This is a genomic window from Alistipes sp. DJF_B185 (assembly GCF_964250025.1).
Lineage (GTDB): Bacteria > Bacteroidota > Bacteroidia > Bacteroidales > Rikenellaceae > Alistipes > Alistipes finegoldii.
Map to the genome: position 1 here is coordinate 158,344 of NZ_CAXUDY010000002.1, position 15,319 is coordinate 173,662.

13 protein-coding genes are annotated in these 15,319 nt (G+C 58.1%); 6 read left to right on the forward strand and 7 right to left on the reverse strand.

The window, feature by feature from the left end; translation table 11 throughout:
- Positions 1-338 precede the first annotated feature (338 nt).
- On the reverse strand, positions 339-1,562 hold the full coding sequence (locus ACESTR_RS03895) for a site-specific integrase (protein WP_302270107.1): 1,224 nt from the start codon (positions 1,560-1,562) through the stop codon (positions 339-341).
- A gap of 282 nt (positions 1,563-1,844) precedes the next feature.
- Here ACESTR_RS03895 and ACESTR_RS03900 point away from each other — a divergent pair, with 282 nt between their 5' ends.
- Positions 1,845-2,378, forward strand: a complete 534-nt coding sequence (locus tag ACESTR_RS03900; protein WP_244075823.1) for a DUF4251 domain-containing protein — start codon at positions 1,845-1,847, stop codon at positions 2,376-2,378.
- A gap of 30 nt (positions 2,379-2,408) precedes the next feature.
- Positions 2,409-2,930: a DUF4251 domain-containing protein gene (locus ACESTR_RS03905; RefSeq protein WP_244075824.1), complete on the forward strand. Its 522-nt coding sequence runs from the start codon at positions 2,409-2,411 to the stop codon at positions 2,928-2,930.
- A gap of 59 nt (positions 2,931-2,989) precedes the next feature.
- Here ACESTR_RS03905 and ACESTR_RS03910 read toward each other — a convergent pair whose 3' ends face one another.
- The gene (locus ACESTR_RS03910; protein ID WP_244075825.1) at positions 2,990-4,441 is read right to left on the reverse strand and encodes an aminoacyl-histidine dipeptidase; all 1,452 of its coding nucleotides are present in this window, start codon (positions 4,439-4,441) and stop codon (positions 2,990-2,992) included.
- Positions 4,442-4,662: 221 nt separating this feature from the next.
- Here ACESTR_RS03910 and ispF point away from each other — a divergent pair, with 221 nt between their 5' ends.
- Positions 4,663-5,145: a 2-C-methyl-D-erythritol 2,4-cyclodiphosphate synthase gene (gene ispF, locus ACESTR_RS03915; protein WP_009598041.1), complete on the forward strand. Its 483-nt coding sequence runs from the start codon at positions 4,663-4,665 to the stop codon at positions 5,143-5,145.
- Positions 5,146-5,223: 78 nt separating this feature from the next.
- On the opposite strand, the gene ACESTR_RS03920 is transcribed toward ispF, so the two are convergent.
- From ACESTR_RS03920 to ACESTR_RS03940, 5 genes are all read right to left on the reverse strand, one after another.
- Positions 5,224-6,159 (reverse strand): hypothetical protein, encoded by a 936-nt coding sequence (locus ACESTR_RS03920; protein ID WP_270389455.1) that lies wholly within the window; start codon positions 6,157-6,159, stop codon positions 5,224-5,226.
- Position 6,160: 1 nt separating this feature from the next.
- Positions 6,161-6,703 carry a DUF4251 domain-containing protein gene (locus ACESTR_RS03925; protein WP_009598015.1) on the reverse strand — a complete coding sequence of 181 codons (543 nt, stop codon included), beginning with the start codon at positions 6,701-6,703 and terminating at the stop codon, positions 6,161-6,163.
- A 64-nt stretch (positions 6,704-6,767) separates the two neighbouring features.
- Entirely contained in the window at positions 6,768-9,590 is a 2,823-nt protein-coding gene (gene uvrA / locus ACESTR_RS03930; protein WP_042494156.1) for an excinuclease ABC subunit UvrA, read from the reverse strand.
- Between the two features lie 491 nt (positions 9,591-10,081).
- Positions 10,082-10,846, reverse strand: coding sequence for a nitrilase-related carbon-nitrogen hydrolase (locus ACESTR_RS03935; protein WP_130062603.1), 765 nt, complete (start codon positions 10,844-10,846; stop codon positions 10,082-10,084).
- A gap of 159 nt (positions 10,847-11,005) precedes the next feature.
- Positions 11,006-12,826: a CocE/NonD family hydrolase gene (locus ACESTR_RS03940; RefSeq protein WP_130062602.1), complete on the reverse strand. Its 1,821-nt coding sequence runs from the start codon at positions 12,824-12,826 to the stop codon at positions 11,006-11,008.
- Between the two features lie 176 nt (positions 12,827-13,002).
- Here ACESTR_RS03940 and ACESTR_RS03945 point away from each other — a divergent pair, with 176 nt between their 5' ends.
- The 3 genes from ACESTR_RS03945 (at position 13,003) to ACESTR_RS03955 (ending at position 15,305) form a co-directional block, all read left to right on the forward strand.
- The gene (locus ACESTR_RS03945; protein WP_130062601.1) at positions 13,003-13,839 is read left to right on the forward strand and encodes a S1 RNA-binding domain-containing protein; all 837 of its coding nucleotides are present in this window, start codon (positions 13,003-13,005) and stop codon (positions 13,837-13,839) included.
- Positions 13,839-14,603 (forward strand): class I SAM-dependent methyltransferase, encoded by a 765-nt coding sequence (locus ACESTR_RS03950; protein ID WP_244075831.1) that lies wholly within the window; start codon positions 13,839-13,841, stop codon positions 14,601-14,603. The genes ACESTR_RS03945 and ACESTR_RS03950 overlap by 1 nt, the downstream gene beginning before the upstream one ends.
- Before the next feature lie 405 nt (positions 14,604-15,008).
- On the forward strand, positions 15,009-15,305 hold the full coding sequence (locus ACESTR_RS03955; RefSeq protein ID WP_130062600.1) for a hypothetical protein: 297 nt from the start codon (positions 15,009-15,011) through the stop codon (positions 15,303-15,305).
- The last annotated feature ends 14 nt before the right edge of the window (positions 15,306-15,319 follow it).

Sequence of the window (15,319 nt, forward strand, 5' to 3'; positions counted from 1 at the left end):
GGCATCGGAGCGAAGCGGATAAGGATTCGGAGTTGTCCCGGCCGTCCGGCTTGCGGAGTTGCCGCCGCAAGGGGTGTCCAGAGGGGCGCCGCCCCTTTGGCCTAATGGGGCATTTTCAGCGTTGCGGAGCAATGCGGAAAGAAAATGCCCTAATAGGCTATGCCTTTTGTAAAAAGGCGCGGGCGCGAAGCGGCCGATGGGTGGGCGACGGTGCCGCCGTCATGTCCGTCAGCAGGGGAAGCCGATGAAAGCGAACCGACGGCCCGGAAGCCCGTGCCCCTGTGCGCCCGGAGGGATCCTCCGTAAATCCCGAAGGGCGCACAAGGGCGGAAGGGCTGTTACTCCGCCAGACGGTATTTGTCGCCGAGGCGTTCGGTGAGCGCCGACATGTCGCGGCTTATCTTTTCATTGGTGATCTTCGCGTAGATTTGGGTGGTCTTGATGTTCGTATGCTCCAACAGGCAGCTGACGGTTTCGATAGGCATACCCTGCGAGAGCGTGATGGTTGTGGCGAAGGTATGCCGCGCGAGGTGGAAGGTCAGTTTGTTTTTAATGCCGCATTGCTTGCCGATCTCGCGCAGGATGTCGTTGCAATGGCAGTTGCACGGCATATAAAAGACATGGTTGTCGAGCCGCTGATCCGCGTATTTCTCGATGATGCGTTTGGGAATATCCAGCAGGCGGATACGGCTTTCGGTATTGGTTTTCTTACGTCGCGTGATGATCCACAGGTTACCGTCGAACATAGTTTGAAGGTTGTCCGTGGTCAGCCCTTTCACGTCGGCATAAGCCAGCCCCGTGAAGATGGAGAAGACGAACAGATCGCGGATGCGGGCATGCGCCTTGTTGGCCGTTTTATAGTTCATCACGGCCTTGATCTCCTCTTGCGAGAGATAACCCCTGTCCACGCTTTCGGGAGAGTTGATATAGCCCGAAAACGGGTTGAACGGCAGGCGCCCGTCGTTGCGGGCAATGGCGACGATATGTTTCAAGACGATCATGTAGCCCCACACGGTATTTGTGCGGCATTTCTTCTCCGTGCGCAGGAAATACTCGAAATCGTTGATAAAGGTAAGGTTCAGTTCTTTCAGCGGGATGTCCTCCCGGTGGTAGGTATGGGCGAGGAACTCCCGCACGCGCTTACACACGCAGCAGTACTTTTTCCATGTGGCGACCTCACGGTTGAAACCCACCTTTTTCCGGTATTCGACATTGTGCTGTTCGAAGAGTTTCAACAGCGTTTCCTGCTTTACTCCGATACCGAGGTAGGCATCCCGCAGTTTGGCGGCCGTGACATAGCCGTCCGACTGCATCAACTCCTGATAGCGGCGGTTCACCTCGACGCGGATTTTATCGACGGCAAGATTGATTTGCATGGCCTCGACGCTCTTGCCCGTCGCCCGGCCGTTCTTGACATCCCATAAACGCGGAGGAACGTCCATTTTGCAACTGAATTGTTTGACCTCGCCATCTACTGTAAGACGGCACATCAAAGGCAGATCGCCGTTGGGGCGGGCGCTGCCTTTCTTCACGTAAAATAAGACCCGAAACGTGCTTCGCATAATAAACCCGATTTTTGGTTACAAAGTTAATACCTGTCGGGCCGTTTGTCAAGATGTAAAATTGTGCAAAACACAGAAAAAGAATGTGTTACGCTTCAATAGCGAAGTAAATTCCGCGTAATGATCTGGTAACGATTCTTTGTCGGCGATAGGCTGTAAAACCGTATCGAACCAATTTCCGCATAACGCAAATTAACGCGCTATTAATTACAAGCCAACACTTTACACCTCTCGTTGCGCTATCCTGCTAATCCGCTGAAAGTTTATTTTAACATTTCAATTATGAAAACCATATTAAAATCACTGTCAATAATTATCCTTGTTGTGGCGATGGCAGGGTGTGCGGCGCAAAAGGGCGGAAATAAAGCAGACACATTCGGATCGGAAGCGCTTTATATACAAGCATTGAAAGCATTGAAAAACCGAAATTTTATTATCAAAATAAACGAGTTCTATTTCCCGTCGGACAAGGCTCCGGTTAATTCCACAAACAGTTATGTGTCCATGCAAGGAAACCATGCCGTCATCCGGATGTCACAGGATTTTCCATCCGCTTTTTCCTCGAACCGCGATACGGAGAGCGATGCCGTGGAAATATCAGACGGAGAACGTAAAAGAAAGGGCAACATGCAATTTCATATGAAAATCAAAGGCGCTGAAAAATGGCAGGACAAAGAATTAATAATCATACTATATAATAATACGAATCAATGCTTTGTTCGTCTACATGGAGGGTACGCGGGAGTCAATGTCATAAACTTCAAAGGGCATATTTACCCAATGGCAGAGGTTATAGAAAAAAACGAATTGCGGTAAAGACGTCTGATTTACTTAAAATTATCCATCATGAAAACCACACTGAGAATATCCGCTGGAATTATGCTGATCATGGCTTTAGCAGGCTGTGCGGCGCAAAAGGGCGGGAATAACACCGGTAAAAGCACAGCGGAAGAGGTGCTTTACAAGCAGGCGATTCAGGCGCTCGATGAACGAAAATTCATTATTGAAGCGACCGAGTTTTACTTTCCCGGCGGCAAGCCCCCGACTAAATCGGAGACTAACAGCCAGATATTCATGGATGGCAATAAAGCTGTTATCCGGTTCTCGCCGGACCTTTTTCCCCGGTCCCCCATGGACCATTGGAATATAGAGGACAATGCCGCAGAAATAACGAAAGGCGAACATAAAAAAAACGGCGACATACAGTTTTGCATGAAAATAGACGGCGCTCAAAAATGGCAGGACAAAGAACTGATAATCATACTGTATAAAAATACGAATACCTGCTTCGTGCATGTCAACGGAGGATATTCCGGTCATAATATCGTCGATTTCAAAGGATACGTATACCCGCTGGCGACCGAATGACACAAAACCGGGAGACCTCTTTAAAAAGTCTCCCGGTTTCAATAATATAATCGCCGGAATCAGACGGTTTTCAGCACTTCGAGCAGCAGGTCCCAGAATTTGGGAACCGTGGCGATTTCGAGCCGTTCGTCGGGCGAGTGTACGCCGCGCAGGGTCGGGCCGAACGAGACCATTTCCAGTTCGGGATATTTTTCGAGGAACAGGCCGCACTCCAGTCCGGCATGGATCGCACGGACCTTGGGATCGGCGCCGAACAGCCGTTTATAGGCATCGACCGTCTTTGCAAGCAGGGCCGACTGCGGGTCGGGCGTCCAGCCCGGATAGCCGTCGGAGTGGGCGACATCGGCCCCGGCCAGCGCAAATACCGATTCGACCATCTGCATTACATAGGTCTTGGCGCTCTCGACGGACGACCGCTGGGACGAGGTGACGACGATGCGGTCGTCCCCCACGAATTTGACCGAAGCGAGGTTGGTCGAGGTTTCGACCAGCCCCGGCACGGCGAACGACATGGCGATCACGCCGTTGGGCACGCCCACCAGCGAATAGACCAGTCCGAACTGCGTCCGGGCGTCGAGCACCCGATCGACCTGCGGCATTTCGTTGAGCGTGATCTTGAAGTTGGGTTCGCGCAGACGGAACTCGGCTTCGAGATCGGCGGCGAAAAGTTTGTAGCGCTTGATGAACTCATCCTTGAACCGGGCCGGAACGCCGAAGATCGCATAGGCCTCGCGGGGAATCGCATTGCGCAGGTTGCCGCCGTCGAACCAGCTCAGCTTCAGCTCGTAGCTCTGCATACCGTCCCACAACAGACGTGCGACGGTCTTGTTGGAATTGACGCGGCCCTTGTCGATGTCGTCGCCCGAATGTCCGCCCTGCAGGTCCGAGACATCGACCCGGAAGAAGGCGTAGTTTTTCGGAGCCTCCTCCATCGTATAGCGGAACGTGGCGACCGTGTCGATGCCGCCAGCGCAGCCGATGAAGATCTCGCCCTCGTCCTCCGAATCGAGGTTGACGAGGTATTTGCCCGTAAGCATATCTTCGCCCAGCTCGAAGGCTCCGGTCAGGCCCGTCTCCTCGTCGACCGTAAAGAGCGCTTCGACGGGGCCGTGCTCCACGGCGGGGTCGATCAGGACAGCCAGCGCGGCGGCCATGCCGATACCGCAGTCGGCGCCGAGCGTCGTGCCTTCGGCCCTGACCCACCCGCCGTCGATGCGCGTGCGGATCGGGTCCCGGTCGAAATCGAACTCCACGTCGGAGTTCTTCTCGCAGACCATGTCCATATGCGACTGGAGGATAACCGTCGGACGGTTCTCGAAGCCCGGCGTGGCGGGCTTGCGCATCACCACGTTGCCGATGGCGTCCTTCTTGTATTCGAGATTGTGCTTCCGGGCGAAATCGACCAGAAATTCGATGATCCTGCCCTCCTTCTTCGAGGGGCGCGGAACCCGTGTGATGGCGTCGAACTGCTCCCAGACGATGCGGGGTTCCAGATTGGTAATTGCTGACATATCCTATGATAAATTAAAGTCCGTTCTTCATCCCCCGCCGGATTTCCGGAACGTTCTGCGAATCCGGCTCCGCAGAGCGAGGGTATTTTTTACAAAGATATTAAAAACAGCGCAATTTTCGGTATCTCAGGTCCTGTTTTTTGCAGCGGAAACGCGGCGGGCAAATAAATTTGCTTTTACATGCCGGTTCGATTATCTTTACGCAAAAAAACGGAGACCATATGACCGATTTCAGGATAGGACACGGATACGACGTGCATGCGCTGGCGGACGGCCTGCGGCTGATACTGGGCGGAATCGAGATTCCCCACACGAAAGGATGCGTCGCGCATTCGGACGGCGACGTGGCGATACACGCCGTATGCGACGCGCTGCTGGGCGCCGCGGCGCTGGGCGACATCGGGCTGCACTTCCCCGACACGTCGGACGACTTCGCGGGAATAGATTCGAAAATTCTGCTCCGCAGGGTTGCGGCGCTGCTGCGCGAACGGGGATACGAAATCGGGAATGTCGATTGTACGATCCGGATGCAGCGGCCCAAGCTCCGGCCCCATATCGACGCGATGCGCGCCGCAATGGCCGGTGCAATGGGCGTAGGCGATGACCGGGTGTCGGTCAAAGCTACGACCACAGAGCATCTCGGTTTCGAAGGGCGCGAGGAGGGAGTTTCCGTCTCGGCCGTGGCATTGATCTACAAAAGCTGAGCCAAAACGGCTTGGCGAATAAAAAAACGGAGCGGCTTTTCGGGGCCGCTCCGCCTGTTCCGGGATTTTCCGCCGGCGTCAGTCTATCCGCCGGAACTTCGGATCGCCCATCCGCTTGTTCCACAGCCAGCCGACGTAACGCATCGTAACGTCGGGCGTCAGCAGCGTCAGCACCGTCTCGCCGGTAGCCGTCGAAACGGCAAATTCGGCGTGATAGACCCTATTGTCGTCGGCGACATCGAACGAGATGCACCACCCCCACTGCAAGTGCGCGGCCTGATAACTGCGGATCGACATCGAGTCGAAATTGAGCATTTCGACGTATTGCGTAACGCCCCGTTCGGTAGGCAGGTGGATTTCGACGTGATCGACGAACATGCCGAAAAAGAAGTAGTCGGCATAGATGCTGCGGATAAGGCCGCCGGGAATCTCCTGCATGCTGTTCGGAAAGAACATGTAGTCGCGCGACTGCACCAGCGAGTCGATCTTCTGCGCATAGAGTCTGGCCCGGTAGGCCCGGCGTTCGGGGCGAGTCATGCCGCGGGCTGGGTCTTCATAGACCGTCGTGTGCTCGACGAGCTGCACGGGCTGCTGCTGGACGGGAACCACGGTCGTCTGCGGCACGCTGTCCACGGCCGAAGTGCCCAGCGAAAACTGCGGGGAGGACGGAACCTGCGGAGAGGATGAAGCTTGCGGAGATTGGGTGGCCGCTTGCGGAGACGGTGCAGCCGCTTGCGGAGACTGGGCGGCGACCGGCATCAGCCAGAAAAGAGCCGCCGCGCAGAGGAGCGCCCGGCCTGTTTTCAACCGCCGCAGGACAAAAGCCCCCGCCGAAGCGGGGGGTTCTGACTGCGGACTGCATTCCTGCGGTTCCGGCACAGCGTCCGGCGTGCGGTCTTCCGCAGGATGCCGCCGGAAACGTTCCGGACTTGCCGGCACGGCGGCGCGGCGCACTGCCCTGCCCTCCGGCGACGGGGTGCGGAACCCCGTCCGGCTTTGCAACCCGGATTTCATACTAATAGAGCTGAGAAATGCTTCCGGAGTACTCCACGGGGTTGTACCACGGATTGGTGATCGTCAGGTTGGCGCCGCCCGTACGGGTGAAGATCTCGAAGGTGAAGGTATAGGTCGAAGCCGAGAAGAGCGAAGTCGAGAAGGTCACCATCCAGCCTTCGTGGGTCTGCTCGGTCGTATATCCCTGCACGTTGGGAACCGTATAGTTGAGTATCATGACGTAGTAAGGCGGCACGTAGCCTTTGATGTAAGGCAGGCAGATGTCCACCGTACCGTCCCATACTCCGACGTTGAAGGCCGGATTCATGATCTGACGCATGGGGCCGGCCGGCTGGCGCTGCATGGTCTGGGGGTTGAACTGGAAATTGCGCGAAAGGATGACCGAATCCATCGTTTTCTCAAAACTGGCGATACGGTCCGCACGTCTTTTCTCACGCACCTCGCGGCGCTCTTCTTTGGGCGACAGATTCTTTTTCTGTCCGATCACGGTAGCGCCGACTACGCAGAGCAGCAGGCCCACGACGATAATAACTGTTTTTTTCATAGCACATAAAAGATTTGTACGGCTATGAAGTGCAAAATCGGTGCCTAACTGCTTAGCGTAGTGACTAAAGTCCCAGTTTTTTCAGGAATTCGCCCGTGTAGCTGCGTTTGCAGCGGGCTATCTCATGCGGCGTACCGGCGGCGACGATCTCGCCGCCCGCGGCTCCGCCTTCGGGTCCGATGTCGATGATATGGTCGGCGACCTTGATGACGTCGAGGTTGTGCTCGATGACGATGACGGTGTTGCCGCGCTCCACGAGTTTGTTCAGCACCTCCAGCAGCAGGCGGATATCTTCGAAATGGAGTCCCGTCGTAGGCTCGTCGAGGATATAGAGCGTGCGGCCCGTGTCGCGCTTCGAAAGTTCGCTCGCCAACTTGATGCGCTGGCTCTCGCCGCCCGACAGCGTGGTGCAGGGCTGGCCGAGGGTCAGGTAGCCCAGTCCCACTTCCTGAATGGCGCGGAGCTTCTGGTAGATGTTGGGAATGTTTTCGAAAAACTCCACGGCCATATTGACCGTCATGTTCAGCACGTCGTCGATATTCTTGCCCTTGTATTTGACTTCGAGCGTCTCGCGGTTGTAACGGTGTCCGCCGCACGCCTTGCAGCGCACGTAAACGTCGGGCAGGAAGTTCATTTCGATGGTCTGCACGCCCGCACCGCGGCACTCCTCGCAACGGCCGCCCTTGACGTTGAACGAGAAGCGGCCCGCCTTGAAGCCCCGGATCTGGGCGTCGGGCGTCATTTCAAAGAGTTTGCGGATGTCGGAAAAGACATTGGAATAGGTCGCCGGATTGCTGCGCGGCGTACGGCCGATGGGCGACTGATCGACGACGACCAGTTTGTCGACATGTTCGAGGCCCTCGACGCTGTCATACTCCAGCGGCTGGGCGAAAGAGCGGTAAAGCTCCTTCGAGAGGATCGGCCGCAGGGTCTCGTTGACGAGCGTCGATTTGCCCGAACCGCTGACGCCCGTGACGCAGACGAACTTGCCCAGCGGGAATTCGGCGGTCACGTTTTTGAGGTTGTTGCCCTTGGCTCCGCGGATCACGATGCTCTGGCCCGTCCCCTTGCGGAGCGTTTCGGGAATTTCGATGCGGCGGCGGCCCGTCAGGTAATCGGCCGTGATGGAGTCGGATTTGAGAATGTCATCGAACGTTCCGGCCGCAATGATATTGCCGCCCTTGCGGCCCGCGCGGGGACCGACATCGACGATGAAATCGGCGGCGCGCATCATGTCTTCGTCGTGTTCGACGACGATCACCGAGTTGCCCGCGTCGCGCAACTCTTCGAGACTGCGGATCAGTTTGCGGTTGTCGCGCTGATGCAGGCCGATCGACGGTTCGTCGAGAATATAGAGCACATTGACCAGTTTGGAGCCGATCTGCGTAGCCAGCCGGATGCGCTGGCTCTCGCCGCCCGACAGCGAGCGCGACGACCGCGAGAGCGACAGGTAGCCCAGCCCCACGTCCATCAGGAAGCGCAGGCGTTCGCGGATCTCCTTGACGACCTCCTGCGCGATCTTCCACTCCTTGTCGGTCATATGCTCCTCGATACGGGCGGCCCACTCCGAAAATTCGGAAATCGACATGGCCGAAACGTCGGCGATGCTCAGGCCGCCGATACGGAACTGCAGGGCCTCCTTTTTCAGGCGCGTGCCGCCGCAGACCGAGCATTTGCGGTAGACGAGGAACTGCTCGCGCCACTTCTGGCCGTGTTTGGAGTCGTCGTCCTCGGTGCGGCCGATGTATTCGGCGACGCCCTCCCACGAAACGAGGTGGTTGCCGCCCGACGAACTGAACTCCGAGAGGTTGATCGGCAGCGGCTCGGAATCGCCGTAGAGAACAGCGTTCAGACCTGCTTCGGGCAGCGTGCCGACGGGGTCGTCGAGCGTGAAGTCATAACGGCGGCCCAGCATTTCGAGGATGGCGAAAAGCATGTTGTTGCGGAACTTGCCCAGTGGTTCGACGGCCCCTTCGCGCAGCGAAAGCTTCATGTCGGGAATGATCTTCCCGACGTCGAACACCGCCTCCTCGCCCAGACCGTTGCAATGGGGACAGGCGCCCTGCGGCGAGTTGAACGAAAAAGTATGCGGCGCGGGGTCCTCGAAAGCCACGCCCGTCGAGGGGCACATCAGATGGCGCGAATAGAAGCGCTGCTGCTCGGTGCCGTAATCGTAAACGGCCATCGTGCCCTTGCCCTGCCGCATAGACTCCCTGAGCGAAGTCATCACGCGGTCGCGGGCGTCCTCGGCCACGACGAGCCGGTCCACGACCAGATCGATCGTATGGATTTTATAGCGGTCGAGACGCATGCCGGCCGAAATCTCGCGGATCTCGCCGTCGATGCGCGCATAGATATATCCTTTCTTGGCCAGCGACTCGAACAGTTCGCGGTAGTGGCCCTTGCGGCCCTTCACGATGGGAGCCATCAGGGCGATTTTACGTCCGGCAAAGCCCGTCATGATCAGCTCGGCGATCTGCTCGTCGGTGTAATGCACCATCTCCTCGCCCGTGACGGGCGAATAGGCGCGCGACGCGCGCGCATAGAGCAGACGCAGGAAGTCGTTGATCTCGGTAACCGTGCCGACGGTCGAACGGGGATTCTTGTTGGTCGTCTTCTGTTCGATGGCCACCACGGGGCTGAGACCCGTGATCTTGTCCACGTCGGGACGCTCCATCGTCCCCACGAACTGACGCGCATAGATCGAGAGCGTCTCCATGTAGCGACGCTGCCCCTCGGCGTAGATCGTGTCGAACGCGAGCGACGATTTGCCCGAACCCGAAAGGCCCGTTATGACAACCAGTTTGCGGCGCGGAATCTCCAGATCGACATTCTTGAGGTTGTGGACCCGTGCGCCCAGTATTTTGATCGTATCTTCTTTCATCATCGTAATTAAACGCACCGGAAGCTCCGTTTATTGAGCGGAGCGGATTTTTCCGGCGGGAATATCGTACAAAGATACGACATATGCGGCGCAAAACAAAACGAACGGAAGAAAATTCGGCCGGGACAAGATGCGGCGCAACTGCCGGAAAGACAGAGCCGGAATACGAAGAAAAGCAAAGCGGAATTCCGAAGAGACAGCAGCCCGGAACTCCGAGAAAAAGCAGGCCCGGACGCCGAGGAAGAACAGGCCCGGACGCCGAGGGAAAGCAGGCCCGGACGCCGAGGAACTGCGAGAATCCAAGCCGGGACTCCTTAAAGACAGCGACGTGCCTCTGAAGAAAAACCGGATCGGGCCTCTAAAGAAAAAACACAGGACCAAGCCTCCGACGGACAGCGGAGACGGGAAACGGGAAAAGCACAAGCCGGGGTTCCGAAAGACAGCGGAGCCGCGGACAGGCAGGACGGAGCTGGGACCGGAAAGCCGTCAGAGCCTCAGCACTTCAGTTCGAAGTCGTCGGCATCCATCCATGCGGGGAATTTCTCCTTGAAGGCCGCCTGAGCTTCGGAGTCGAATTCGGCGATCAGCGTCCGTTCGCGGTCGCCGGCGTCGGCCAGCGTACGGCCGGCGAAGTCGATCAGCGCCGAATCGCCCGCATAGCTTGCGTCGGGATCCGTACCTACACGGTTCACGCCCGCCAGATAGCACTGGTTCTCGATGGCACGGGCGCGGAGCAGCGTGCGCCACACCTCGCGCCGGTCGTCGGCCCACGAGGCACTGCACAGAATAGCGTCGTAATCGCCCCGGTTGCGGCTCCACACCGGAAAGCGCAGGTCGTAGCAGACCAGCAGCAGGAAGCGGAAGCCCATGTATTCGACGATCACGCGTCGGTCGCCGGGCGTATAGTCGCGCGCTTCGCCGCCGGGGCGGAACAGATGGCGTTTGTCGTACCACGCCGTCTCGCCCGAAGGTTTGACGAAGAACATCCGGTTGCGGAACCGCTCCTGCTCGGCGACGACGACACTGCCCACGACGGCCCTGCCGTACTGCGCTGCCCAGCGGCGCATGGTCGTGACGACCAGCCCGTCGGCCGGTTCGGCGACGCAGGACGGACGCAGTTTGAATCCCGTGGCGAACATTTCGGGCAGCACGACGACATTGGCATCGGCCGCGGCCACGATCGGCTCCAGACGTTTCAGGTTCCGGGCGGTGTTTTCCCACTCCATATCGACCTGACAGATAGCTACGCGTATTTTCATAGGAAACTTCTCTTTTGTAACAAATATATGAAATTTTCTTACAGTTTGCACTTTTTGCAAGAAAAAAGCGGGACATCCTGTAAGACATCCCGCAAATTTCATGCGATCCGCGCATACCGACGCGGCGCGGCGTAAGCCGGAACAGAGCGGCGAACCGGATCAGCTTTCTTCAAGCCGCCACACGGTAACGGACGAAGCGTTGCTCCGCTGGTGCAGCACCGAGACTTTGCAGGGCACGAAATCCGAAGCGCCGCACGTCCAGACATCGACGAACTGCTGGGGGCTGCGCTCCGCGAGCGGGAACCATGTGCTCTGCACCTGAATCATCACCCGGTGTCCGGCGCGGAACGTATGCGCGATGTCGGTCATGCGGAACGGCACGCGGGCCGGAACGCCCGGCGTAAAGGCTTTGGGACGCGAGAACCCGTCGCGGAAACGCCCCCGCATCACGTCGCCGCGCACGAGCATCCGGCAGCCGGACTGCGGATCGTCGTCGGGGAAAACGTCAATCAGCCTGACGACAAAATCGGCGTCGGTGGTCGAAAGGATCACCTCCAGCTCGACATCGACGGGTCCCGCGAGGGTCATATCCCCGTCGAGCGGCTCGGTGACGAAGGTCAGCACGTCGGAACGGTCCGACACGAAGCGCTGGTCGGCGAGCATATACTCTTTGGGGCGGCGTTCGCCGAAGGATTCGATATAGGGCACAGGGTCGGCCGGATCGGACGTATAGGCGGAGGCGGAGCTTTTGGCCGTCGGGCGGCGGGTTTCGAGACGTCCGCCGTCGGAGAGGTAGAAGGTGAGCTTACGCGCTTCGCGCGGCGTCCAGCGGTCGAAAGCATGCCAGCGGTTGTCGCCCGACGAGAAAACCGCGGCGGCGGGAAGCGGGTCCGCGGCGCCCTCGCCCTTGAGGTAATGGTCGAAGAAAGGGAGTTCGAAATGCTCCATATAGTATTCCCACGCCGCTTCGCGCCCGAAATCGAACGCTCCGAGTTTTCCGCTGCCGTTGCGCCATGCTCCGTGCGCCCAAGGTCCCACGACCAGATGGCACGGCGTTGCGGGACTTTGCCGGACCATGGCCCGGTAGAGGTTCCACGCCCCGAAACAATCCTCGGCGTCGAACGTCCCTCCGACGACCAGCACGGCCGGCTGTACGTTGTAGCAGGCCCTGCGCAGGTCGCGCGCCTGCCACCATGCGTCGTAGGAGGGGTGTTCGGCAAGCTCTTCCCAGAAAGGATTGGGACGCTGAAGTTCCGTAAGTTCGGCCAGCGTCGCATGTTCCCGGAAGAACGACCACTCGTCGGGGCGGGTCCGCTTCGACATCGGGGGCATCTTTTCGGTCGGAGTATGGCCCGGAGGGGTGTTCATGCCGCTCAGGAAACGGTAGGAGTCGGTGAGCATCAGCACGCCGTTGTGGCGGACGTCGTCGCCCATGAACCAGTCGGTGACAGGAGCCTGCGGCGAAACGGCCTTCACCGCAGGATGGGTGCAGAGACCGCCCATCATGGCGTAGAAGCCCGGATAGGAACTGCCGGCGAAACCTACCCTGCCGTTGTTGTGCGGCACATGTTTCACGAGCCACTCGACCGTATCGTAGCTGTCCGTCGTCTCGTCCGTTTCGCCGTATCCCGCAGGGCGGACATGGACGAATTCGCCCTCGCTCATAAAGCGGCCCCGCACATCCTGCATGACGACGATATAGCCGCGGTCGATATAACTGCGCATATAGCCGCTCCCGAAGCTGCGGGGAAACTCGCCGGGACCGTAGGGGGCGCAGCCGTAGGGGGTGCGGAAAATAAGGATGGAGGCTTTGGCATCCGTTTTGGGCGTATAGACCGCGGTATAGAGTTTCACGCTGTCGCGCATCGCGATACGGTATTCGGCCTTGTCGTACAGTTCATCGACGGGCTGCCGGGCAAAGGCCGCGGCCGCCGTGAGCAATCCTGCGAGCAGGAGTGCGGAAAATAGGCGCAGCTTCATGGTCGGGAGTTTTCGGTTAGTGTCCGAAAGGTACGCTTTTTTCCGCAATAGCCAAAGCCTCGGCGGAAAATCGGATTCATTCGAAGCGGCGGGTCCGATCTATTCCCGCGCGGAAAGTTGCATAGCCGCGAAATTAAACGTACTTTTGCAGTCGGTCAATTCCGACAAACGACAATATGCTCAGAGCAGGACGCATCCAGAAACTCACCGTAAGCCGCATCTCGGATTACGGATTATACCTTGCGGACGAGGAGCAGAACGAGGTTCTGCTGCCCAACCGCTACATATCCCTGACAGACAAGCCGGGCGACGAAAAGGAGGTCTTCCTCTACCACGACTCCGAAGACCGGCTGGTGGCGACGACCGAAACGCCGCTGCTGCGCGTCGGCGAGGCGGGTTATCTCCGCGTCGTGGACAAGACGGCCCACGGGGCGTTCCTCGACTGGGGGCTGTACGGCAAGGACCTCTTCCTTCCGAACCGCAACCAGCAGGGCGGCATCATCGCCGGACGGAGCTACATCGTCTACCTCTACGAAGACAGCGTCACGGGCCGCTGCGTGGCGACCTGCAAGCTCAAGAGCTTCATCAACAACGACATCATCACGGTGGCGCCCCGTCAGGAAGTCGATCTGCTCGTGGCGTCGGAGAGTCCGATCGGCTACCGCGTGATCATAAACAACCGGCACTGGGGCATGCTCTACCGCAACCAGCTGTTCCGCCCCATAGCGGTCGGAGACCGGACGAAGGGTTACGTCCGCAAGCTCACCGAGGACAACCGCATCGACGTCAGCCTCCAGCAGGAGGGTTTCGCACAGGTGAAGGACTCGGCGGAGGTTTTGCTGCAGCTGGTCCGCGACAACGGCGGCTTCCTGCCGCTGAACGACGACAGCGCCCCGGAAGAGGTGAACCGGCTGACGCAGACGAGCAAGAAGGTTTTCAAACGTTCGCTGGGCATGCTGCTCAAACGTGGCGCCGTCACGGTGGACGAACAAGGAATAAAGATCAACGAGTAATGGCCAAGATAACGACCGCGGAACGGGTTTCGCGGGAAGCTTCCGACAATTTCGTGTTCCAGCGTTCGCTGCTGGCCTACCATGCCGCGGCGCAGCGCATCAGCGGCGACGTGCTGGAGATAGGCACGGGGGCCGGTTACGGCATCGAGGTCGTGGCGCCCCGCGCCCGGAGTTTCGTCACCATCGACAAACTGGCCCCCGCACCCGAACCGACGCAGCTCCCGAACGTCGAATTCCGGCAGGCGACAGTTCCGCCGCTGCCCTTCGCAAACGACAGTTTCGACTTCGTGATCTCGTTTCAGGTGATCGAACACATAAAACAAGACCTCGAACTGGTGCGCGAAGTGAAGCGCGTACTGCGTCCGGGCGGAAAGTTCATCGTGACGACCCCGAACGCTCCGATGTCGCTCACGCGCAACCCGTGGCATATCCGGGAATACACCGCTGCGGAGCTGCGCAGCCTGCTCGGCAGCGAATTTTCGTCGGTCGAGGCGCTCGGCGTTTCGGGCAACGCGCGGGTCATGGAATATTACGAACAGAACCGCCGCAGCGTGAAGCGCATCACGCGCTTCGACATCCTCGACCTGCAGCACCGGCTCCCCCGCTGTCTGCTGCAATTCCCCTACGACGTTCTCAACCGCATAAACCGCCGCAGACTCCTGAAGTCCAACACCGATCTCACGACCTCGATCCGCATGGACGACTACCGGATCGGCCCCGTGACGGACGAGAGTTTCGATCTGTTCTTCGTGGCGGAAAAATAGGCGCAACCATCTGATAAAAACCAAGGGCTGCCCCACTGCGGGGCGGCCCTTGCCGTATCCTGTCATCCCGAACATACATTCGACATTGCAGACCGCGCCGCCGAAATCAGCGGCCGCAGCGGTCAACTGCGGGGCGACATTTGACAAATATTTGAAATCCAGCGAGGTGAATAATAAAAAAGCAGCCGTTTTTCCGCCCGGAACAACGCCCTTATTACACGAAACCTCCGTAACAGGATATTTTTCGTTTTGTAAACTAAAAAAAATACGAAATATTTTGCACAGTAAAAACTAATTCGTATTTTTGTTTTGAAACGAAAGGTATTATTTTCATATTGAAATTAACAAGTCGCTTCGGGAGCGGAAAATGAACGCTGATATGGACCGCCGCCTAAACAACTGACCATGAAATCGAAACTGCCGCCAAACCGGATTCCGGAACCTGCCGGAATAAGAACAACAGCAATGGCCGCCGCCGATGCGACGGCACCTGTACCCGCAGCAAAATGCCGGTTCCACGCCCCTGCGACAACCGCAGGCAACGCGGTTTCGGACCGCACCGGCAGCATTCCCTGCCGGAAAAAACCGAATCGAATCTCGAATCCGCTGATCGCTTCCGGCGCTTCCCGCACCATACAGAGCCATTGGCGACCATACCTATATTTATTTAACCGACAACATTCAAACAACTTAAACATTTAACCAAAAACAAATGC